The sequence below is a fragment of the Thermococcus barophilus MP genome, assembly GCF_000151105.2.
Lineage (GTDB): Archaea > Methanobacteriota_B > Thermococci > Thermococcales > Thermococcaceae > Thermococcus_B > Thermococcus_B barophilus.
In genome coordinates this window covers 726,724-746,835 of sequence record NC_014804.1, presented here as the reverse complement: position 1 = coordinate 746,835, position 20,112 = coordinate 726,724, and the positions used below count along the sequence as shown (strand labels likewise).

Annotated in this window: 25 protein-coding genes; 20 read left to right on the top strand and 5 right to left on the bottom strand. The window is 44.5% G+C overall.

The window, feature by feature from the left end; translation table 11 throughout:
• The first annotated feature begins 31 nt into the window (after positions 1-31).
• The 18 genes from TERMP_RS04320 to TERMP_RS04230 all read left to right on the top strand — a co-directional run bounded on the left by TERMP_RS04320 (position 32) and on the right by TERMP_RS04230 (position 13,361).
• On the top strand, positions 32-532 hold the full coding sequence (locus TERMP_RS04320) for an ACT domain-containing protein (RefSeq protein ID WP_013467141.1): 501 nt from the start codon (positions 32-34) through the stop codon (positions 530-532).
• A 271-nt stretch (positions 533-803) separates the two neighbouring features.
• Complete coding sequence (locus TERMP_RS04310; RefSeq protein ID WP_013467140.1) at positions 804-1,310, top strand: Na+/H+ antiporter subunit E; 507 nt, start codon at positions 804-806, stop codon at positions 1,308-1,310.
• The gene (locus TERMP_RS04305) at positions 1,307-1,561 is read left to right on the top strand and encodes a monovalent cation/H+ antiporter complex subunit F (protein WP_013467139.1); all 255 of its coding nucleotides are present in this window, start codon (positions 1,307-1,309) and stop codon (positions 1,559-1,561) included. Before TERMP_RS04310 ends, TERMP_RS04305 begins: the two co-directional genes overlap by 4 nt.
• Complete coding sequence (gene mnhG, locus TERMP_RS04300) at positions 1,558-1,941, top strand: monovalent cation/H(+) antiporter subunit G (RefSeq protein WP_013467138.1); 384 nt, start codon at positions 1,558-1,560, stop codon at positions 1,939-1,941. The genes TERMP_RS04305 and mnhG overlap by 4 nt, the downstream gene beginning before the upstream one ends.
• Entirely contained in the window at positions 1,941-2,222 is a 282-nt protein-coding gene (locus TERMP_RS04295) for a DUF4040 domain-containing protein (protein WP_048159923.1), read from the top strand. Before mnhG ends, TERMP_RS04295 begins: the two co-directional genes overlap by 1 nt.
• A complete protein-coding gene (locus TERMP_RS04290) occupies positions 2,216-2,929 on the top strand; it encodes a Na(+)/H(+) antiporter subunit B (protein WP_013467136.1) in 714 nt (237 codons plus the stop codon). The genes TERMP_RS04295 and TERMP_RS04290 overlap by 7 nt, the downstream gene beginning before the upstream one ends.
• Positions 2,926-3,270, top strand: a complete 345-nt coding sequence (locus TERMP_RS04285) for an NADH-quinone oxidoreductase subunit K (protein ID WP_013467135.1) — start codon at positions 2,926-2,928, stop codon at positions 3,268-3,270. Before TERMP_RS04290 ends, TERMP_RS04285 begins: the two co-directional genes overlap by 4 nt.
• A complete protein-coding gene (locus TERMP_RS04280) occupies positions 3,267-4,757 on the top strand; it encodes a proton-conducting transporter transmembrane domain-containing protein (RefSeq protein ID WP_013467134.1) in 1,491 nt (496 codons plus the stop codon). The genes TERMP_RS04285 and TERMP_RS04280 overlap by 4 nt, the downstream gene beginning before the upstream one ends.
• Entirely contained in the window at positions 4,754-6,616 is a 1,863-nt protein-coding gene (locus TERMP_RS04275; RefSeq protein ID WP_013467133.1) for a proton-conducting transporter transmembrane domain-containing protein, read from the top strand. Before TERMP_RS04280 ends, TERMP_RS04275 begins: the two co-directional genes overlap by 4 nt.
• Positions 6,617-6,619: 3 nt before the next feature.
• Positions 6,620-7,549, top strand: a complete 930-nt coding sequence (locus TERMP_RS04270) for a respiratory chain complex I subunit 1 family protein (RefSeq protein WP_013467132.1) — start codon at positions 6,620-6,622, stop codon at positions 7,547-7,549.
• Between the two features lie 10 nt (positions 7,550-7,559).
• Positions 7,560-8,132 (top strand): NuoB/complex I 20 kDa subunit family protein, encoded by a 573-nt coding sequence (locus tag TERMP_RS04265; RefSeq protein ID WP_013467131.1) that lies wholly within the window; start codon positions 7,560-7,562, stop codon positions 8,130-8,132.
• Positions 8,129-8,650 carry an NADH-quinone oxidoreductase subunit C gene (locus TERMP_RS04260; RefSeq protein ID WP_013467130.1) on the top strand — a complete coding sequence of 174 codons (522 nt, stop codon included), beginning with the start codon at positions 8,129-8,131 and terminating at the stop codon, positions 8,648-8,650. The genes TERMP_RS04265 and TERMP_RS04260 overlap by 4 nt, the downstream gene beginning before the upstream one ends.
• Positions 8,651-8,660: 10 nt before the next feature.
• Entirely contained in the window at positions 8,661-9,836 is a 1,176-nt protein-coding gene (locus TERMP_RS04255; protein ID WP_013467129.1) for an NADH-quinone oxidoreductase subunit D, read from the top strand.
• A gap of 5 nt (positions 9,837-9,841) precedes the next feature.
• Positions 9,842-10,483: an NADH-quinone oxidoreductase subunit NuoI gene (gene nuoI, locus TERMP_RS04250; RefSeq protein ID WP_013467128.1), complete on the top strand. Its 642-nt coding sequence runs from the start codon at positions 9,842-9,844 to the stop codon at positions 10,481-10,483.
• A gap of 141 nt (positions 10,484-10,624) precedes the next feature.
• Positions 10,625-10,846 carry a hypothetical protein gene (locus TERMP_RS04245; RefSeq protein ID WP_013467127.1) on the top strand — a complete coding sequence of 74 codons (222 nt, stop codon included), beginning with the start codon at positions 10,625-10,627 and terminating at the stop codon, positions 10,844-10,846.
• A 169-nt stretch (positions 10,847-11,015) separates the two neighbouring features.
• Complete coding sequence (locus TERMP_RS04240; protein WP_013467126.1) at positions 11,016-11,654, top strand: DUF257 family protein; 639 nt, start codon at positions 11,016-11,018, stop codon at positions 11,652-11,654.
• A 272-nt stretch (positions 11,655-11,926) separates the two neighbouring features.
• Positions 11,927-12,742 (top strand): PD-(D/E)XK nuclease family protein, encoded by an 816-nt coding sequence (locus tag TERMP_RS04235; protein ID WP_013467125.1) that lies wholly within the window; start codon positions 11,927-11,929, stop codon positions 12,740-12,742.
• A gap of 52 nt (positions 12,743-12,794) precedes the next feature.
• A complete protein-coding gene (locus TERMP_RS04230; protein ID WP_013467124.1) occupies positions 12,795-13,361 on the top strand; it encodes a hypothetical protein in 567 nt (188 codons plus the stop codon).
• Positions 13,362-13,425: 64 nt separating this feature from the next.
• Here the strand turns inward: TERMP_RS04230 and TERMP_RS04225 are convergent, their stop codons facing one another.
• Genes TERMP_RS04225 through TERMP_RS04210 form a run of 4 tightly spaced genes read right to left on the bottom strand, consistent with a single transcriptional unit; the run spans position 13,426 to position 17,353 of the window.
• Complete coding sequence (locus TERMP_RS04225) at positions 13,426-14,523, bottom strand: M24 family metallopeptidase (protein WP_013467123.1); 1,098 nt, start codon at positions 14,521-14,523, stop codon at positions 13,426-13,428.
• On the bottom strand, positions 14,524-14,835 hold the full coding sequence (locus tag TERMP_RS04220) for a cupin domain-containing protein (RefSeq protein ID WP_013467122.1): 312 nt from the start codon (positions 14,833-14,835) through the stop codon (positions 14,524-14,526). It abuts the gene before it with no gap.
• Positions 14,836-14,837: 2 nt separating this feature from the next.
• The gene (locus TERMP_RS04215) at positions 14,838-16,175 is read right to left on the bottom strand and encodes a DUF438 domain-containing protein (RefSeq protein WP_013467121.1); all 1,338 of its coding nucleotides are present in this window, start codon (positions 16,173-16,175) and stop codon (positions 14,838-14,840) included.
• Positions 16,172-17,353: an FprA family A-type flavoprotein gene (locus TERMP_RS04210; RefSeq protein WP_013467120.1), complete on the bottom strand. Its 1,182-nt coding sequence runs from the start codon at positions 17,351-17,353 to the stop codon at positions 16,172-16,174. Before TERMP_RS04210 ends, TERMP_RS04215 begins: the two co-directional genes overlap by 4 nt.
• Before the next feature lie 112 nt (positions 17,354-17,465).
• On the opposite strand from TERMP_RS04210, the gene TERMP_RS04205 reads away from it, so the two are divergent.
• On the top strand, positions 17,466-17,951 hold the full coding sequence (locus TERMP_RS04205; protein WP_013467119.1) for a DUF1858 domain-containing protein: 486 nt from the start codon (positions 17,466-17,468) through the stop codon (positions 17,949-17,951).
• A gap of 2 nt (positions 17,952-17,953) precedes the next feature.
• On the opposite strand, the gene hcp is transcribed toward TERMP_RS04205, so the two are convergent.
• Positions 17,954-19,294 carry a hydroxylamine reductase gene (gene hcp, locus TERMP_RS04200; RefSeq protein WP_048159921.1) on the bottom strand — a complete coding sequence of 447 codons (1,341 nt, stop codon included), beginning with the start codon at positions 19,292-19,294 and terminating at the stop codon, positions 17,954-17,956.
• Between the two features lie 380 nt (positions 19,295-19,674).
• Here hcp and TERMP_RS04195 point away from each other — a divergent pair, with 380 nt between their 5' ends.
• Positions 19,675-20,064, top strand: a complete 390-nt coding sequence (locus TERMP_RS04195) for a transcriptional regulator (protein WP_013467117.1) — start codon at positions 19,675-19,677, stop codon at positions 20,062-20,064.
• Positions 20,065-20,112 lie beyond the last annotated feature (48 nt).

The following is a 20,112-nucleotide window of genomic DNA, read 5'->3' as shown; positions in this document are numbered from 1 at the left end:
ATGCTGAACTGGATTGCCCAAGGTGGTACCTATGTGGGGAAAGATTGAGCATTACTTTGATGAATATCCTGTTAGAAAGCAAATAGCAAAGACACTTTTGAAATACGGACTTAAGGTCTCAGACGACATGAAAATCAAATGCGGCAATATTGAAGTACCATATACAAAGATAGCGAAAGCTCTTGACGTTGACAGAAGGGTCGTTAAAGAAACTGTAGCAATGATCCTCAAGATACCAGAGCTTAGAGAAATATACACAAACTTGGAGCCAACAGTTCACATGAAATTCGTCGGCAGGCACGTGGGTTACGGAGTTATTGAAATTGAGCCAGAGCCGAGAGCTATTGGAATTCTGGCAAAAATAGCAGGCAAAATCGCAGAGAGGGGAATAAACATTATTCAAGTTGTGGCCGAAGATCCAGAACTTTATCCAGAAGCTACCTTAACTATAATCACAGAGAAGCCAATTCCAGGAGACCTTATTAACGAGCTTTCAAAACTTGAAGGAGTCAAGAGGATCTCAATATACTAATTTCAAGCTTTTTCTGCTTAACTTTTTATGTTATGCTGGGCGGTGTAACTTTGCCATGTTGTCTCCGCAACTTAAAAATGTCTCTAAGCATTGATGGCATGCTGTGCACTTTGAAGGCTCCTCTATTACACCAAAGGACATTTTTGCTACCTCCATTTTTAACTTTCTGTTTGAAACTAAAAGTTTGTTTGATAAAGTTTATAAATATCAATTTTGAACCAAAAGTTAAGGATGTAAAAACTTTCAAGTTTAAACTCTTGGAGGGTTGGTAATGGAAGAGGCAAGCAGAATAAGCCGTTACCTATACACCGTGATTGTGCTTTTTGTGATTTGGCTTTTCCTGACGAGCAGCCTTGATCCGCAAGAATTGATAATAGGCGCATTGTTTTCCCTAATTGTGGCAGCGCTAACTTACGAAGTATTCACGGAGAAGGGTCTTGCAAATCTTCACCCTAAGAGGATTGCATATGCTGTAGCATATGTGCCCTATTTTCTTTGGGCAATGATAATGGCAAATCTGGATGTTGCCTACAGAGTGCTGCATCCAAAGAGACCAATAAACCCGGGAATTGTTGAGTGCAAAACGGTTCTAAGGAACAACGTTGGCAAGCTCACCCTGGCTAACTCGATAACCTTAACCCCAGGTACGATAACCTTGGACGTAAAAGGGGATCGCTACTTCATTCACTGGATTGATGTTAAAGATGCCACTGTTGAAGGAGCATCTGAGAATATCACAAAACCATTTGAAAAATTCTTAAAGGTGATCTTCGAATGATAGGAATTAACGTTTATCTTGCGGTTATAGTAGTAGCGACGCTCCTCAGTATGTACAGATTTTTTAGAGGACCGACGACAGTTGACAGACTGGTTGCTGTTGATATCATGACCACAATAACGACTGGACTAATGGTTCTGTTTGCACTTTACTACAGGAGAGCAATATTCCTTGATGTCGCACTGGTCTATGCAGTTTTAGCGTTTTTAGGTGTCATAGCATTCGCAAGATACTTGGAGGGAGGGATATGATCGCGGAAATTGTTGGGGAGTTTTTAGTTCTCTTTGGAACGATATTCTACTTCCTGTCATCTCTTGGTCTTATCAGAATGCCCGATGTTTACAACAGAATGCAGACTGCAACTAAGAGTGCTACACTTGGTTCACTTGGCGTCATCATTGGAGTTGGCATTTGGGCAATTGGATATGTTGGTTCCTATGCATGGCTCCCAAAAACCCTCGTGATTGCAGTGTTTCTGCTGTTAACTAACCCGATAAGTGCACATGCATTAATCAGAGCGGCATATAAGAGCGGAATTCCCCTGTGGGAAGGCAGCATTGTTGATAAGTACGGGGAGTATCTAAAAAAGGAGAAAGAGGCTTCTGAGGAGACAAAGGAGGGAGAGCAATGATTAATTGTGTTCAATGTATTGAGTATCTAATTGTCATCCTCATGATAGTTTCAGCAATTTTCGCAGTAGAGTGGAGGGATTTATTGGCAGCAGTGGTTGGAATGGCTGCAGTGAGCTTATTCGCGTCAATCGCTTTCTTCCTGCTCCAAGCTCCAGATGTTGCCATGGTTGAGGCAGCTATAGGTGCAGCAATGAGCGCTGCCGTGTTTATCTTTGCAATAAAGAGGACCGAGAGGTATGAGAGCGAGGAAGAAGGAACAGGGTGGTGGGTTAGATGGTGAAGAGGGTACTGGCTATCATCCTTATACTGATTACTGGATACTGGCTTGCAAATGCACTTGCTCAGGTTCCCTTTGGTGCTGATAAGATGCTCGTTGGAAAGTATTACCTTGAGAATGTGAAGGAACAGACTGGTGCCGTAAATGCCGTTACAGCTGTTGTCGTTAACTACAGAGGTCTCGATACACTTGGTGAGGTCACTGTTCTGTTCATAGCAGCTACAGGGGTTGCTGCTCTGCTCTGGAGGAAGAAAAGGGAGAGAACAGCCAAGAGCGAAGGCAGTGTTGTCCTCCAGACCGGTTCAAAACTGCTGTTGCCATTCATAATGCTCTTCGGTGCTTACATATTCATTCATGGTCACTTAACACCGGGAGGAGGATTTCCAGGTGGGGCAACAATTGCAACTGCATTCTTAATGCTCTACTTAGCGTTCAGGGAGTATGAAATTCCGCACAACGTCTTTGAGCCTCTTGAAGGTTTGGCTGGAATGGGATACGTTGCAGTTGGTCTTATTGGCTTGATAATTGGTGGGTACTTCCTCTTTGATTGGATATGGCAAACGTGGCAACTCGGTCATGCCAACATAGGGAGGCTCTTCAGTGCTGGCTTCATACCGATAATCTACACGCTGATTGGTCTCAAGGTTGGAACCGAGCTTACTGGAATCGTTGACAACATGGTTAAAGAGCCCAAGGAGGGAGGGCAATGATCAGTGCCTATTACTTCGGAGCAATCTCACTCATTTTGATTGGGCTTTATGCTGTTTTGACAAAGAGGAATCTGCTTAAAATCCTCGTAGGACTTAGCATAATGGAGACTGGTGTGAACTTGCTCCTAATAAGCGTTGGATATGTAAGCGGTAGAACTGCACCTATTCTAACGGAAGGAGCAACACCTCAAACGACAGTCGATCCAATACCGCAGGCACTTGTTCTCACGGCAATTGTTATTGGAGTCGCAACCATGGCTTTAGCTTTAACCGTTGCTATAAACCTCTACGAGAAGTACAAGACTTTGGATATCGAAAAGATTAGGGGGTTGAGAGGATGATGCAGTACGCTTCACTTCTCATAGCTTTACCTCTCTTCAGTGCATTCCTCGTTCCGCTTATTAAGAGGGCAGGCAAAAAAGTCATCTTGTATTACCTGAGTTTAGTAACTCTAATCCAGACAGGGATAGCAGCTTGGGTCTTCAAGGAGGTTTACACAACCGGAAAGCCGATAATAGTCATTGCTGGTGGATTTAAGCCACCCGTTGGAATAAACCTCTATATTGGACACTTTGCAGCACTGTTTATCCTAATTATCGCAATAGTGAGCTTTTTCATGACAGTGTTCAGCATTAAAGCGATTGCTGTTGAACCAATTGACAAATATGCGATGCTGTTCCTTCTCTTGATGCTCGGTTCAACTGGAATGATCGCAACAGGGGATATATTCAACCTCTTCGTATTCATGGAGATCACAGCCATCAGCGCTTATGCCCTGACGGGTTATAACAAGACCGGAGAAGCCAGCGAAGCTGCAATGAAGTATATAGTTCTGGGTGGTATTGGTTCAAGCTTCTTCTTGGTTGGTATAGCATTGCTCTACGGGAGCTTAGGTACATTAAACTTAGCGCAAATTGCCATGCTTGCTTCAAAGATCAATCCTACAGTGGCTCAGGCAGCATTGGCATTGCTTGTCTTTGGATTGGCAGTTGAAGCCGAACTATTTCCGCTTAACGCTTGGGCACCAGATGCTTATCAGGCATCCCCTCATCCAGTAACAGTAATGTTTTCAGCCTTTGTCGTTAAAGCCGGCATATATGCAATGATCAGAATTGTCTATCTCTTTAAGGATACCCAGGCATTTATGGGAATACTCAGTCTGCTCCTAATACTCGGTACCCTCACAGTCATTGTCGGTGAGCTTTCTGCACTGAGGCAAACAAACGTTAAGAGAATGCTTGCCTACTCGAGTATAGCTCAGATTGGTCTCATAGCAGTGGGCTTTGGAGTTGCAACGCCTCAAGCCATTGATGCTGCCGTATTCCACATGCTCAACCATGCAATAGTCAAAACATTGATGTTCTTGGCTGTTGGCTATGTTGCAGTAAAATTTGGAAGCCCACAAATAGAAAACTTCCGAGGTTTGGGGAAGAGAATGCCACTAACTGCTTTTGCCATCACAGTTGGAGCAATAAGCATTGTAGGAATACCACTGTTCAACATATTCTGGAGCAAGTTCAAGCTCTTACTCGCAGCACTTCAAGTGGGGAAGACTGGCATAGTGGCATTAATTCTTGGTGCAAGTCTGGTTGAGGCGGTTTATTACTTTAGATTGCTCCACTTAATGTGGTTTGAAGAAGGGAAGGGAGAAAAAGTTGAGGAGGACTTGGCGTTGGGTGTCATAATGCTCCTGTTAGTTGCTCTAATAGTTGTCATAGGAGTTTATCCAGATTTCGTATGGGGAATCGTTCAGAAGGCATCGGCTGATCTTTATGATGTGGCTCAATATGTCAAAAATGTTCCCCTTCTGCAGGGGGTGAGCCCATGATCAACGAGCTCATGATAATAATTTTCGCACCATTGTTGGCTGGAGTTCTGGCATGGTTGCTTGACATCAAGGGAGTCAGAGAAGGCTTGGGAGTCATTGGTGCTGCACTCCCCTTGGCATATCTCATCCAGGCATATCAGACCTTAGGAACCCAATCGAGCATCCAGTATTCAATACTCCTCGCAGGATTCAAGTTTGAGTTCCTCCTCTATCAAATCAACTGGATATTTGCAATGATTGCTGGAGTTGTAGGCTTTGCCGCAGTGCTGGGAATGGTATCCACAGCAAGGGACAGCTACGAGTGGCTGTTTGCTTTGATGAGCCTAACAGGTGTCTATGGAGTATTCCTTGCTGATGATCTGGCGAGCTTTTTCATCTTCTGGGAAATAATGACATTTGGATCATTTATGATGGTGCTCAAGTACAACAGGAAAGCCTCTCTTAAATACTTCCTGCTCAGCGTCTTTGGAGCCTACGCCATGCTCATAGCAATAGGTATTATCTATGCAAAGGTTGGCGCTTTAGACTTCGCGACAATTCAACAGGCGTTTTATCAAGACGCCATGAGGGGAACTTTTGGAGCTGATACCCTCTTCAGCAGAAATGATATGCTGCTGGTCTTTGGGCTGTTCCTTGTAGCATTTGGTGTCAAGGCTGGAATGTTCCCGCTTCATGTATGGGCGCCTGATGCGTACAGCGAAACCAACCAGAGCTATACGGCAATGTTCAGCGGTGTTTTAAGCAAAGCTGGAGTTTATGGAATGCTTGTGATATACATTCTCCTTGGAACAAGGCTTGTTTATCAATTTGGAAGAATTGGTGCAGCTCCAAAGTTCGGCTATATAATAGCCCTTCTTGGAGGTCTCACCATAATAGTCGGTGGTCTTTTAGCTGCTCTGCAGGAAGACATTAGAAAGCTCTTCGCTTATTCAAGCATAAGTCAGATTGGATATATCCTTGTAGGTATAGGAGTTGGAACAGCACTGAGCATTGAAGCTGCAATCTATCACGCAATAAGTCACGCACTCTTCAAGGGGCTCTTCTTCCTCATAGTGGCAACGATAGTGCTGAGAACCGGTAAGACAGAGTTTAAAGACATGGGCGGTTTAGCTGAAAAGATGCCGATAACCTTTGCAATGGCATTCGTTGCAATCCTTAGCTTAGCTGGAATTCCCCCACTCGTTGGATTTGCAAGCAAGTGGCTGCTCTTTGAAGCAGTAATTCACGAGAACATGCCAATCCTTGGTGGCATGATCTTCTTCGGCAGTGCGATAGGTTTCGTTTACCTAATCAGGTTCACCTATGCGGTGTGGTTCGGTCAGAGACCCACAGAGTTGGATGACACGAAGGATGCTCCGCTTCCGCTTGCAATAGCTATGGGAATTCTTGCATTGCTCAACGTTGTCTTTGGAATTGCACCGGGCTTAGTCGCTAAAGAGCTCAACAAGATATTTGGCAAGGAGGTCATTGGGGGAACTATATACGAGCTTAACCTCGGCTTTGGTAGATACAATGGTCTGTTCATTACAATATGGCTTGTAGTTGGCATAGTGATTGCTGCAATAATCTACTTCCTCGGAGCAAAGGTGAGGAAAGTCCCGGTTACAGACACCTACCAAGCAGGTAATCCCGTAACAATGGAGTACAACTTAACAATCAGAAGAAACTTTTTCCTTCCATTGAAGGAAACCCTGGCATTCTGGCTCAGAATGAGTTTTGACAGGCTTTATCAGGACATTGGAAACTGGGTTGAAGACTTGGCAGAAACACTGAGGCACTATGTGTACAATGGGAATGTTCAAGCCTACGCTTGGTATCTGGCGATAATTCTGTTAATCCTTGCATTATGGGGGGTGTGAAAGATGCTCGAAACAGTCTTGAAAGCGTTTTTAATCCTGCTTTATGCAACTTTTGTAGGTTTCATGTTCATGGGAATAATTAGGATTGTCACTGCAAGAATTCACAGAAGAGTTGGGCCGCCAATTTATCAGCCTATCCTTGATACAATAAAGCTCCTTTCGAAGAAGAGCAACATAACACACGGACTCATCTATGACTTTGGAATCATCTATGCATTAGGAGCAACAATACTCGCCCTGATGTTCATACCCCTTGGAAGCATAAGCATCCTCAGGGCATATGGTGACTTAATCCTCATCACATTCCTCCTTGAAATCCCAATGCTTGGCATAATGTTTGCCGCCATGAGCTCCGGTAACCCTTGGGCTGGCTTAGGAGCACAGAGAGCTTTACTTACGCTGCTGGCAATTCAAGTTCCATTAGGTTTTGCAATAGTAGCCTTGGCAGAATTCTACGGAACATTCAGCACTTACCAGATAGTGATGGCTCAGCAGAGCATGGGATGGAGCATAACCCATCTGCCCCTGCTCTTGGCGGCAATAGCCTATGACATCGTTCTGCAGGCAATGTTTGGTAAAGAGCCATTTGACATCATGATTGCTCCGGGTGAAATCTCATTGGGTCCAATGGTTGAATTTGGGGGCAAGCACATGGGAATCCTCCAGATACAGCATGCTATAGCACTCTTCGCTGAAACATTATTCTTCTCAAATATATTCCTCGGGGGTGCAGTTATCACGGCATTTGCAAGCCCAATCCTCAACACCATAGCGAGCTTAGCAGTGCTCTTGATCAAGCAAATTGCAGTGCTGATGATTGCCATATTCATCGGGGCAATATTCCCAAGATTCACAATCGACCAAGCTGCAAGATTCTACTGGAAGTGGCCAACCATAATAGCGGCTACGGGAGCTATATTAGCAGCTCTGTGAGGTGATGAAGATGGTAGACTGGCGTTTATTTGAACCTCTCTTTGAATTCGCGAGAAAGAGAAGTCTGTGGATTGTGGCATTTTGTACAGGATGCGGTGGAATAGAGATGCCGCCTTTAATGACCTCAAGATACGACCTCGAAAGATTTGGTATGATGCCAAATCCAGCCCCAAGAATGGCAGATCTGTTCCTTATTACTGGATATGTGACTCCAAAGACGCTGAAGAGAATAATAATTACGTATGAAATGCAGCCTGATCCGAAATACGTGATGGCTCACGGTTCATGTCCGTTGAATGGAGGTATCTACTGGGATGCATACAATGCAATCAAGCATCTTGATAAGTACATTCCAGTGGATGTTTACATAGCCGGTTGCATGCCAAGGCCAGAGGCAGTAATGGATGGGATCAAAAAGATCATGGAGATGATCGAAAACGGAACTGCAGATGGGTGGAAAAGATACAAGGAGAACTATGAATACTACAAGAAAAACCAAGATGAGCTGTTTGGAGAGGGATGGCGTGAGAAAGAGGCGAGAAAATGGATACCATGGCTGATGGACAAGAGGAGGGAGGAATGACCATGAAGGAGCAGGAAATTGTTGAGATGATCCTTAAAAAAGCTCCATATGCAGAGGGGAAGGTTAGAAGAGAGCGGAGGATTGAATTTAAAGTTCCAGCAGATAGGATAAGAGATTTTTTGACCCTAATGAAAGAGAGTGGGTTTGAACTCATGCTCCAGATAACACCGGTCGATTGGATCAAAGAGGGAGAGATTGAGCTTATATACCAGATATGGAGTGTTACCCACAAAATTCATGCAATGGTCAAAACAAGGATTCCAAGGGAGCTTGAGAAGGCAAGAATGCCAACTGTCAAGGACATTTATCCAGCCGCTGAAACATATGAGAGAGATGCACATGAATTCTTTGGAGTCTACTTTGAGGGAAATGAAAAGATGGAAATGCCTTGGATACTTGACGACACTGAGCGTGGAACTTATCCACTTAGAAAAGACTTTGACATGCTGAGCTATGTCAAAAAGAAGTACAAAATCCTTGACAGGTTTGATGAGAACAAAGACAATTATGTGATTTGAGGTGGGAGAAATGGTTTCACAAAGTGAATTGATTAAAGAAGCGAGAGAAAACGGTATGGATCTGTTGCCTCTGGATAAAGACACCTATGAATTATTCTTCGGTCCCCAGCACATGGCAACCGAAAACTTCAGCATAATTCTGAAGATGGATGGTCACAGGGTTGTTAAGGCGATAGCAAATCCTGGCTTTTTGCATAGAGGCTTTGAAAAATTAGCGGAGCTCAGACCGTGGTACACAAACATTGCCCTACTCCTGAGAATCTGCGTTCCCGAACCGGATGTCCCCGAGATGATATATTCCATGGCAGTTGAGGAGATAATGGGATGGGAAGTTCCCGAAAGGGCGCAGTGGATAAGAACTGTTGTACTTGAAATGGCAAGGGTCTCTGCTTATCTCTTCTGGACAATGGGTATGGCATTTAAACTTGGTGTCTACACTGCAGGTCAATGGGCTGCAGCATACAGAGAGAGGTTTATGGCACTCTTCGAAGAGCTAACTGGAGCAAGAGTTTATCACATCTACACGATTCCTGGAGGAGTTAGAAGAGATATCCCTGGAGATAAGTGGCTCCGCCAACTGAAGGATACTGTTGAATACGTAAAGAGCAAGCTGCCTGATTTTGACCATTTAATATTCGAGAACTACATAACATTTAGAAGAATGGAAGGTATCGGCGTTATGGATAAAAAATTTGCGTTAGAGGAAGGTGTGACCGGGCCAAACCTGAGAGCCACTGGAGTGCCGTATGATGTAAGAAGAGCTGATCCATACCTCCTTTATCCAGAACTTGACTTTGAGGTTCCTGTGTTAAAAGAAGGAGATGCTCTATCAAGGGCTTTGATCAGGAGGTATGAGCTTGAACAGGATCTCTACATTCTTGAGCAGCTCCTTGAAATGGGGCCACCAAGCGGACCTTATAAGATCCAAGATCCGAGGCTGAAGAACTTACCGAGGTTCAAAGTTCCAGCGGGCGATGCTTTTGCCCATGTTGAATCTACAAAAGGAGACTTTGGCGCATATGTGGTTAGTGATGGGGGTAACAAACCATACAGAGTGCAGATAAGAGGACCGAGCATTGCCCATGGTATCAGAGTCCTTGAACAGCTGTTAGTCGGGGCGAGAATAGCAGATGTTCCAGTCATATTGGTTAGCCTTGATAACTGTCCACCCGACATTGACAGGTGATGAAAATGGAAGAGATTGATTTTAAGGTTGCACCTGAGAGCAAAATCAAGAAAAAACCCTCATATATTAAGCCTTGGCTTGGGTTAAAGTACCTCTTCAAAAAGCCCGTGACAATCAAAATACCCTATGAGAAAACTCAAATCGCTGAAAAATACAGAGGATTCCATTCACTTGACTGGAAAAAGTGCATTGGCTGTAACTTCTGTGGCCAGATATGCCCGGCGAGGGCAATTGAGATGACATGGATTGAAGTTAACGGCAAAGCTGAAAAGAGACCGCATCCGAAGATTGATTATGGAAGATGCACCTTCTGCCAGTTCTGTGTGGATGTTTGTCCAACGGGGGCACTTGGCTTTGTCTCAAATTACATGCTTACAACGGAATGGAGAGAAGAGGAACTGTTGCTTTATGACTGGGTTCCTATTCATCCCGACAAAATCAAAGAAATCAACGAAAAGTATCCGGACTATAGATTTCCAGTTTCAAAAATTGAATTCAACAAGGAGACCAAAGAGGTAACATACTACCTCAGGGATGGCGAGGTGTTCAAGTTTAGGATTCTTGGCTATGGAGTTAGACCACCGGCAGCAGCTAAGCCCAAACCAGCAGCTCCAAAAACAGGAGAAGCAAAGAAAGAGCAGGGTTGATTATCTTTTTCTCTTTTCTTAGGCTTTTCTTACATGAGAAAAAATCCTTTTTATCCTGAAAAACTCTGAGATGCCAATTGTCCATTTTGTCAAGAGTGAACCCTATAAACACAGATGAGTTCTCTCAGTTTGGTGACGGTCATGGAGGCTCAGGTCTGTGAGTACTGTGCGGGTAGGCATCTTAACGAAATAAAAGCCCTCTTAGAGGAAAAGAAGTATGGAGTTGAAATCATTAAGTGCATCGGTTTGTGTGCCAAATATGGCTGCGGGAGGATTAACGTTAAAATAGGAGAAAAAGAAATTTCCGTTGAGAACTTTGACGATTTCATAAAGGCTTTGGAGGGGGTTAAAATAGCCAAATAACAATGCTCTCTATAGCGATTTCAATTTTATGCTGTTCATTGAAAGTAACATTTTGTTGTTAAAAACTCTGTTATTCTCATCAAAAATTTTTGATACAAAGCGCAAAAAATAAATATCTGTTTTTATGTTAAGTGTACCTGATGATTAAATAACGCTGAGGTGCAGGTATATGAAGATAATGCTTGGGAGGATTTGGGACAGCCTCAAGTTTGGAGAAACTGTCTTGTTAGAGCATTCTGCAACAACCCCCACTGCTCTGGGGTTGTGCCACCTGATAAAATGGGCTAAAGGAAAGGAGTATGACGTATTGATAGATGACATTCTCGACTCTCTTTACCTGTACAAGATGCACATGAAACTCTCTGGATGTGGAGACGAAATCTTGGACAATGTTAGAGTTATCAAAACCGGCGGCAGGCTGGAGGTTGGAAAAGTCATCGAAAGGCTCTCAATAAAAGAGCCGGTAATTCAGGAGCAGGAGTATAGGAGGGTCTTTGGTCCTCTGTTGGAAGAGACAAAAGTTGTTAATCCAGTTGTGGGCTTTGAGAAATTGCTTCTTCTGACTAATTCCAAGAGGGAAATCATAACGACCCTAAATAACATTCTCTCCTTTGTTGGGGATGAGAGAAGGATAGCGTTTTACTTCATAAATGTTGACGTGCTGGAGAGCATAACTCCAAGGGTTTTGCCATTGCTGGAGGAAATTGCAACGACCGTTGTTAGGATAACGAAAGACGGAAGGAGCTTCAGATTTGCAGTTGTGAAGTCCATAAACAACGAAATTGACGGCATGGAGATAAAAGTGTAGGACATGCTGGGAGCCCATGGTATATGAAGGAAATCATCAACCGCTTTGTTTACAACTATTTACATTTTTTATTTTTAGAGGCTTTTTATTTCAGAGTCTTGCCAAAGATTAAGTCAGAATTTTAATTTTCATTTGAAGGAAATATAAAAAGCTGATTTTTGGATGAAGAAGTTCAAATAACTTGACAAAATACCATATACCTCCTGATTGCTTTGAAAGTTTTTTCACAATATTAATAAAACCTGCTCACCAATTTTGACATGGTGATAGAGATGATGAGAGCGCTGGTGACTCTTACTCCTCCAGAAAGCAAGCGCTTAATTGCCAAAGCGGTTGTTGCCTTAGATGAAGTTCAATATGCATTAAAGCACGGCTTTGTTTACATTGCAACAGGTACTACAGCGGCATACATTGCAGAGGAGATTTTGGGGAAGAAAATTGAGAAGGAGAAGTGGACTGTTGGAGTTATAAGCAAAGGGAGAACATGTGTCACGCCGAAGAAAACCTGGCCCAAGCATCTTGTCCTCTACAAAGGGAAACCCTTTGAAGGCGATCCAGTGGAGGCGCTGAAAGAGATGGGACCAGAAGATGTTTTCATTAAAGGGGCAAACGCAATTGATCCGAACTGGAACGTCGCAGTTTTCGCAGCAGCTCCAGATGGAGGAACAATAGGCAGGACATTTGGGTGGACAATAACAAAAGGCGTCTTAACGATTACCCCAATAAGCCTTGAGAAGTTTGTTCCAACTCCCGTTGAATACAGTGCAAAAATAACAGGAATTCACTCATTTGATTGGGGAACTGGGCTTTACTCTGCACTGGTGCCAATTCCCCATGCAGTTCCAGTAACTGAGGTTGAAGCATATGACATCTTGGCTAACGTTGATGCAATTCCAATAGCTGCTGGAGGAGCGGGAGGAGCAGAAGGGAGCGTAACTTTGGTTTTGGAAGGTGACGATGAGGACATGAAGAAAGCCAAGGAAATCACGAAGCAGATAAAGGGAGAACCCTACCTTAAGCCTTACACTGAGAACTGTGAGAACTGTCCATTTGCAAAAATCTGTGGAATCGGAAGCGGAGCTTTTTAGTCTCTTCTTCAAATTTATTGAGGTACCTCAAGGTAACAATCTGGTGAGGATCATGCAAAAAAACAAGATGATAGTGGTACTCTTTATTATGCTCATAGTTCTGCCGCTGGTCGCTGCAGACGATGATTATGAGAGTGAGGAAGCCCAATTTGGAGGACTTGCAGAGGTGGGATTTGCTGTGATAACCGCTGGAATAGTCCTCTATTCTGTAGTCAAGAGAACACCTTTCATAGAATACAAAAAGGGGCATTTTTTCATTGCTGTGAATCCGGAAATGCCCTTTTTAAGGCTCCGTGCCCCGCTTTCCCTGCTCGACATACACCACCTATTAGTGATTCTGGGCTCGCTCATGACCCTACCTCACTTCATATCGTGCCAGGACTACAGCACACCTGCTGGCCTAACCGGTCTTTTACTCGGTTTCATACTGCTCATTGAAAACATAAGTGGTTTCTATGGGCGTTATCTTCATGCGAAGGTTGAAAAGCTGAGGAGAGAAATCAGTAACCCCTACCTGAAAGAAGCGTTAAAAAAATTCAGAAGGTGGAGGGAGTTCCACATCGCTTGGACTGTTGTCATGTACATTATTCTTGTGCTCCATGTTATCTTTGTAGATTAATCTTTCAAATACTCCCTCCAACTATTTCTATTCTTCCTGAAAATGGAATTTAAGCAATAGAAAACTAAAGAAACACGGGTGCCTCAAAAGGAGTAACATTTTCAACCTTTTTGCCAAGTATCACAGTGTCTTCCTTCTTTACTGCACCCTCTGGAACCATGAGCGGTGCATGCACAATCGCCAGCGCCATTCCTTCTCGTGCTTTCATTGCCCTGTGGGGAACTACTATGGTTGTTATTGGGTCCTCCTCAATCAGCAGTCCAACTCCGTGTGTGTATCCTGTTATATAGTATTCTTGGAGTCCCTTCTCCCTGTAAACCGCAGCTATGTCTCTCTCCACTCTGGAAAAAGTTACTCCTGGCAGGGTCTTTTCCAAAGCGATTTTGTGAACTTCTTCCATTGCCTCAATGGCGTTCTTTGCTCTCTCGTTTGGCTCTCCGATGAAAAAGCTCCTCGTCAGGTTTGCATAATAATGGTTGTAGTCGGCGCCAATTACCACGGTTACAAACCTGCCCTTCTCAACCCTAACGTCTCTAAAGGGCTCGGCATGTGCCCTCGGTGTTGCGGATACATAGACCTTCGGGTCCTCGCTCCCGTTGAGCATCAGCTCACGGTAAATCTCGGCAGCTATCTCAAGCTCGCTCTTCCCGGGCTTTATCTCCTCCATTGCCACTTCCATTCCCTTTACCGCAATTTTTCCCGCTTTTCTTATGTTCTCAAGCTCCCAGTCGTCCTTTATCATCCTCAGCTGCATTGAAAGGTGCCTGATGTCTTCGATCTGCACTCCCGGATTGAGCTTTTTGAAAAGCTCATAGAACAGAATGTAGGCATCCCTCTCGATGGAGAACTCCATGCCGATGGTGCTGTAGCCGTTCTTTGCAATCCACATCGTCACCATTGCCATCAGGTCTTCCGTCTTTTGGAACTCCTTAACGTTCTCAATCCAGCTCTTTTGCATAAATAGTTCCTTTTCACCTTTGGCAACAATAACTACCGGCTCCCCTTCTGCAGGAATGAGGAGGCTCGGGCGAAGCCATTTGGTACCTGTAAAGTAAATAAAGGTGGAGAGTGTCCTTATAACGGCTCCATCTATCTCGTTTTCCTTTAAGAGCCTTTGAAACTTCTCAACTCTCTTTTTAAATATCTCTGCTTTTTCCCTCATTTACCCCACCTTAATCACAAGGAACTTCATCTCCAGACTTCCCGTGTTCTCAACGCTGTGGGGGACCTCCTTTGGAAGGTAAACGAGGGTTGCCTTCCTAACCTCTTCTTTTTCATCCCCAACTTCAACCATCCCTTTGCCCTTTATGACGTACAGGAAGGCATCCACAGGAGTGGCGTGCTTTTTAAGCCCCTCCCCAGGCTTCAGGGTTACGTGGAGTATCTGGACATTCTCCATACCAATCAGCTTTTTAACATCAACCCCATGAGGGTTGTCAATTCGCTCAGCCTCTCCCACTTTTACAACAATCACATTTAGTCCCTCCAGTCTAAAAGCCTTTTCTCTCCTTCAAGTTTTCTGATTTCAGTCACATCTTGAACAACTTCAAGTGTTCCCAAGTACTCTCCATTTTCATCTCTGACCGCAAAATAGCGGATATGTATAAATCTCCCCCCCATCTGAATCCAAAACTCTGCAACGTCTTTTTTGCCCTCCTTAAAAGCCCTAAGAATCTTGTTTACTACATGAACACTTTTCGGTGGATGGCAGAGCTGTACAGGTCTTCCGATAACTGAGGGTGTTCTTGTGAATATTCTGTCCCCGCCTGAGAAAAACCTCACCCTATCATCTTTGTCTATGAAGGTTATATCAACTGGAAGATGCTTGAAAATCGCGTTTATTTCTTTTGGTGAGAGATAGCCAGTGTCTAACTCCAAGTCGCCTTCCCTCTTTACTTTAGTTCTGTCTCCTTCAAGCTTCTGTCCCCTCAGTGCCATCTGAACTTCCTTTGGTAGGCTCAAAATCTGTTCAGCTGTTAAGGTTGGGTCAATCTCATAAGGATGAAGAGGCTTTGCCCTTGGCTTCCACTCATCTCCGGGCTTAACTTTGTAATACCCTATTGCCTCTTCCTGCTGCTTAATGGCAACCCACTCTCCCTCGGAGAGCAGGGCTTTCAATGTTGGATACAGTATGTTGTTTTCCCTGAACACCATGTCAACTAAAGCTCTTGAAAGTTCTGAGGCTTTTTCTTTCACTTTACTTACAAATTGCTCCCACTCCATTTCGTTTTCTCTGTTTAATATTTCGATTAGCTGCTTTATCATTGCTCTTATCTCATCATGCTTTGTCCAGAGTACTGTTGGAACAGCTGTAATCCCTCTCCTCTCAAGGTATGGGAAGATAAGCATCTCTTCCCTGTTGTAGTGGGTAAAACCAACAGCTCTGAGTTGGTTGGCTATTCCTTTGAGAACACCAAGAATTTCCTGTCTCATCTTCTCATCCTTCGTGTTTGCGAGAGTGGATGCATAGAGATTCAGCATTTCCGCATCTTTCATTATTTCCCTGTTCTCCTCATAGAGCGTATGGAGAGGATGTCCAGGGGGGATATCCTTTATTTCCTCCTTTTCAACACCAGCGACTGCTTCTCTGAAGAGCTCAACATGGATGTCGCACATCTTAGCTATGTCCCTCGCTGAAATGCCTTCCTTAACGAGCTCCTGTTCAATGAGAGGTATTTCAAGGGGAGAAATGCTCCTTAAGAGTTCCTTAAACTCCTCCTTGAGCTTTTCAACATCCTCGCCGCTGTGGATTTTCTTCAAAAGTTCTTTCATTTTTTCTTTCTTATATTCACGGTTTTTTAGGAGTTCGGTCATTCAGCATCACCCCTAACCTTTTCTTGAATAAGAAGCGCAAGCCTGCGGAGCTTTTCATAATCTTCATTCTTCGGCCTCGCACGAACCTCAAGGCTCCCGAGGAGCTCTATATTTGAGCCTTTCAGCACTTCAAGGAGGGAATCTTTACTTCGCCCGTGCCACCCATAGGAGCCCATTATCACTGCATATTTTGCAGGCGGTCTAAGTGCCTTTACGAGGTATGCGGCATAAATTGCAAGAGGGTGGGCACCTCCAAGGACTGTGGGAGCTGCTAAAACTATCACCCTCGAGTCCACGAGGTCTTTAGCGATTTCCCCTATATCCGAGCTCACGAGGTTGTAGACCTTAACATCTATCCCCTCAGCGGTCAGGAGAGCTGCGAGCTCCCTCACCATTGTCTCGTTTGCCCCCCACATGCTGACATAGGCTATGATAACCTTCTCCTTCGTCTCTCCACTGCTCCACTTTTTATACGCCTCGATTATCCTCCTGGGATTCCTGTATATCGGGCCGTGGCTCGGGGCGATTATCTTAATCTCAAGCCCCTCGATCTTTTTGAGTGCTTTCTTCGCCATGGCCGAGAAGGGCATCATTATCTCCCCGAAGTACCTCTGGGCGTGCGTTAGAAGGTCGGGCACGTCATCGTCGTAAAAGCCCCCAGCAAGGTGAGCCCCAAAGAAGTCACAGGGAAAGAGTATTTTGTCCTCGACGAGGTAGGTAAACATTGTCTCCGGCCAGTGAAGCCAAGGTGCCTCTATGAACCTGAGGGTCTTCCCTCCCAGCGAGACGGTGTCGCCATCCTTCACTACCATAATCCTCTCATCGGGGACATCATAGTATGCTTTAGCCATGTTCGCGCCTTTTTCGGTTGCAATGAGGATGACCTTTTTGTTTCTCTCCAGTAGGTATGGAATTGCACCGGAATGATCGGGCTCGGCGTGATTCATCACTATGTAATCAATATCGGCTACATCTACGATTTCGTTTATTTTTTCCTCAAGCTCCCTCTCAAAACCGGGATTTACGGTGTCTATGAGGGCGGTTTTTTCTCTTCCTACTACCAGATAGGCATTATATGAAGTTCCTTCTGGAAGGGGAATTAGAGAATCAAAAATTCTCCTGTTCCAGTCTTTAACTCCAACCCAGTAAACATCTTCAACAATTTTTACAGCTTTCATAATTACACACCTTCATGACGTATGTCATATTCAATACTTTTAAACCTTTCTACCCATTCATGTCCAGCAAAGTTTATATGACACTTGTCATTATAGGTTTATGGTGAAGCGAATGGAGATTAAAGCTGTGCTGGACCTGAGGGGGCTAAACCCCCCGGAACCTGCTGTAAGGATAGTTGAGGCATTGAAGGATCTGAAAGAAGGAGAGGGCATCGAGGCAATAGGTGACAAACCGTTCAAAGGCATCCTCCCAAAGCTTGAGGAGGCGAGCTATAGACACGAGCTGAAAAAAGCTGGAGATGCCTACATCTTGAGGATATGGAACGATGGGAGTGCCGGGGAAATTTCAGGACTTGACGATGTGGAGTGTGCAAAAGAAATCGAGATAAACGAGAACACAAACGTCGGGATGCTCATAGAGAGGTATCCCGAAGCTCTTGAAGTGCTCATCGAGTACGGCTTCACACCGCTCAAAGATGAGACCCTGAGAAAGACCCTGGCAAAGACAATAACACTGAAAGAGGCCAAAGAACTGGGCAATCTTTCAGATGAGAAGTTCGGGGAACTATTAGAAAAGCTTAAAAAATTGAAAGAATGAGCTCAGTCGAGCTCCTCCGCAAGAGGTGAGCCCTCTTCTATTTTTACACCTTTGTTGAGCATCTCTCTTAAATCTCTTTCTGGATCGCTTATTAATCTGAGGTCAAACTGCCTCCTGAGGATCTCAAACACATTGGGAGTCAGGAACTCTGGCGGCCTTGGTCCGATGTAGATGCCCTTGATTCCCAGGTAGAGGAGCGAGTAGAGTATCGCTATGGCTTTCTGCTCCATCCAGCTCAGGACTATGCTCACCGGCAGGGAGTTCACATCCGTCCCGAGTTCATTGGCGAGTGCTATTGCAATCTCGATTATCGAGTACACGTTGTTGCACTGGCCGAAGTCCAAAAAGCGCGGAATGCCCTCAATGGTGCCGTAGTCCCTCGCGTTGTAGCGGAACTTGCCGCATGCCGCAGAGAGTATCAGCGCATCCTTTGGAATCAGCTCGGTTAGCTTTTCATAGTACCCCATACCCTTGTGCGGGGTGTCACAACCGCCCACGACGAAGATGTGCCTTATCTTGCCCTCCTGAATGAGTTCGATGAGCTTATCCTTCATGGCAAGGACGTTGGCGTGGTGGAAGCCGGTGAGGAGCTTTCCGCCGTCGTAAGCCTCCATCCTGGGGGTTTCAAGGGCGCGCTTTATGAGCGGCTCGAAGTTGTAGTCCTCGATGTGGCGAACCCCTTCAAGGCCCGCTATCCCAACGGTGAAGATTCTGTCGGCGTAAGCCTTCGTCGGCTGCTGGACACAGTTGCTTGTGCCCAGAATGACGCCCGGGAACTCCGCGAATTCCTTCTTCTGGTAGAGCCATGAGCCTCCCCAGTTGCCGTAGAGCGCTTTGAACTTCCTCAGCTCGGGGTATGCATGTGCCGGAAACATCTCCGCGTGGGTGTAGACCTTGAGCTCATCCTCAAGGCTCATCTCCTCGATCTGCCTGAGGAGTTCATAGAGAGCTTTGTAGCTGTGGCCGGTGACGAGTATGCTGTGTCCCTCCGCAGTTCCGGTCGGGACTTCAACCGGCTCCGGCCTTCCGAAGGTCTCAACGTAGGCCTTATCGAGGAGCTTCATCGCCTCAAGGTGAACCCTTCCGTTCTCAAGGATGAGCTCAAGGAAGCGGTTCTTGTCGAAGTTGACGTTGGTCAGGGTCGAGTAGAGGGCCTCAGCCAAAAAGTGGCCTATCCTCGGGTCGTCGTAGCCGACCTCAAGGGCGTGGTAGTAGTAGGCCGATGTTCCCTTTATGCCGTAGAGCAGGGCCTCCTGGAGCGAGTTGAGGTCAGGATCCTTGCCGCAGACTCCCCTTATAGTACACCCTCCCGCCAAACTCATCGAACACTGGTTGCAGAGCATATCTAAATTCTCAGGTACCTTTATCACTTTCAATCCCTCCTTCTATGACATGTGTCATAATTTCAAGATTATCTATGAATTTCTCTTCATAAAAACTTTTTGGTTGTTTAACATAAAGAGAAAATTTCCGTGTGTAAATGGAACTTATAGAACAAAAATCCGACATCTATTTAGCAAAAAGTGAATTTTTATGGAATATAATATAACAAAACATTAATTAACGTGCTGTCTGATATGACAAGTGTCATAATATCTTTGATAAACTAACAAGTACTCTCTTGCTTTAGCAGAAGTCTCAAATTTTGTCTTGATTTTCATAAAGGATAAATTTACCCTCTTTTCGAAACCCTTATATATGTCATGTGTCATAATAAACAACTATGAAGATAAATGCTTTCGAAGTTGCTTCAAAGTATGTATACCCCTCACTGAGGAGGAGATTAGTTGAGATTCTGTACAGAGATCATAAATTGACTCAAACTCAAGTCGCTGAACTTCTACATATTACCCAATCAGCTGTTTCAAGGTATTTAAGAATGAACAGGGGAAGTTTTATTGACATCTCCAATTTTCAGGATATAGATAATTACCTGAAAGAACTTGCAGATAAAATAATAAAAGAAAAGCTTACAGAATACCAAATACATGCAGAACTCGTTGAAATTGCCCTTAAAATGCTTGGAAAAGGGTATCTCTGCCCTATTCATGAGAAGATTGATCCCGAATTAGACCCATCAAAATGCAGGATATGCATAGATTTATTTGGGTAGCTATACAGCTCTGTCCAGCAATACTTAAAAGTGGTCTTTGTTTAGTGA

What these genes read in the sequence shown, in the direction of transcription:
- TERMP_RS04320 (WP_013467141.1), top strand. Translation starts at nt 32, where the DNA reads ATGTGGGGAAAGATTGAGCATTACTTTGATGAATATCCTGTTAGAAAG.
- TERMP_RS04310 (WP_013467140.1), top strand. Translation starts at nt 804, where the DNA reads ATGGAAGAGGCAAGCAGAATAAGCCGTTACCTATACACCGTGATTGTG.
- TERMP_RS04305 (WP_013467139.1), top strand. Translation starts at nt 1,307, where the DNA reads ATGATAGGAATTAACGTTTATCTTGCGGTTATAGTAGTAGCGACGCTC.
- mnhG (WP_013467138.1), top strand. Translation starts at nt 1,558, where the DNA reads ATGATCGCGGAAATTGTTGGGGAGTTTTTAGTTCTCTTTGGAACGATA.
- TERMP_RS04290 (WP_013467136.1), top strand. Translation starts at nt 2,216, where the DNA reads ATGGTGAAGAGGGTACTGGCTATCATCCTTATACTGATTACTGGATAC.
- TERMP_RS04285 (WP_013467135.1), top strand. Translation starts at nt 2,926, where the DNA reads ATGATCAGTGCCTATTACTTCGGAGCAATCTCACTCATTTTGATTGGG.
- TERMP_RS04280 (WP_013467134.1), top strand. Translation starts at nt 3,267, where the DNA reads ATGATGCAGTACGCTTCACTTCTCATAGCTTTACCTCTCTTCAGTGCA.
- TERMP_RS04275 (WP_013467133.1), top strand. Translation starts at nt 4,754, where the DNA reads ATGATCAACGAGCTCATGATAATAATTTTCGCACCATTGTTGGCTGGA.
- TERMP_RS04270 (WP_013467132.1), top strand. Translation starts at nt 6,620, where the DNA reads ATGCTCGAAACAGTCTTGAAAGCGTTTTTAATCCTGCTTTATGCAACT.
- TERMP_RS04265 (WP_013467131.1), top strand. Translation starts at nt 7,560, where the DNA reads ATGGTAGACTGGCGTTTATTTGAACCTCTCTTTGAATTCGCGAGAAAG.
- TERMP_RS04260 (WP_013467130.1), top strand. Translation starts at nt 8,129, where the DNA reads ATGACCATGAAGGAGCAGGAAATTGTTGAGATGATCCTTAAAAAAGCT.
- TERMP_RS04255 (WP_013467129.1), top strand. Translation starts at nt 8,661, where the DNA reads ATGGTTTCACAAAGTGAATTGATTAAAGAAGCGAGAGAAAACGGTATG.
- nuoI (WP_013467128.1), top strand. Translation starts at nt 9,842, where the DNA reads ATGGAAGAGATTGATTTTAAGGTTGCACCTGAGAGCAAAATCAAGAAA.
- TERMP_RS04245 (WP_013467127.1), top strand. Translation starts at nt 10,625, where the DNA reads ATGGAGGCTCAGGTCTGTGAGTACTGTGCGGGTAGGCATCTTAACGAA.
- TERMP_RS04240 (WP_013467126.1), top strand. Translation starts at nt 11,016, where the DNA reads ATGAAGATAATGCTTGGGAGGATTTGGGACAGCCTCAAGTTTGGAGAA.
- TERMP_RS04235 (WP_013467125.1), top strand. Translation starts at nt 11,927, where the DNA reads ATGATGAGAGCGCTGGTGACTCTTACTCCTCCAGAAAGCAAGCGCTTA.
- TERMP_RS04230 (WP_013467124.1), top strand. Translation starts at nt 12,795, where the DNA reads ATGCAAAAAAACAAGATGATAGTGGTACTCTTTATTATGCTCATAGTT.
- TERMP_RS04225 (WP_013467123.1), bottom strand. Translation starts at nt 14,523, where the DNA reads ATGAGGGAAAAAGCAGAGATATTTAAAAAGAGAGTTGAGAAGTTTCAA.
- TERMP_RS04215 (WP_013467121.1), bottom strand. Translation starts at nt 16,175, where the DNA reads ATGACCGAACTCCTAAAAAACCGTGAATATAAGAAAGAAAAAATGAAA.
- TERMP_RS04210 (WP_013467120.1), bottom strand. Translation starts at nt 17,353, where the DNA reads ATGAAAGCTGTAAAAATTGTTGAAGATGTTTACTGGGTTGGAGTTAAA.
- TERMP_RS04205 (WP_013467119.1), top strand. Translation starts at nt 17,466, where the DNA reads ATGGAGATTAAAGCTGTGCTGGACCTGAGGGGGCTAAACCCCCCGGAA.
- hcp (WP_048159921.1), bottom strand. Translation starts at nt 19,294, where the DNA reads ATGCTCTGCAACCAGTGTTCGATGAGTTTGGCGGGAGGGTGTACTATA.
- TERMP_RS04195 (WP_013467117.1), top strand. Translation starts at nt 19,675, where the DNA reads ATGAAGATAAATGCTTTCGAAGTTGCTTCAAAGTATGTATACCCCTCA.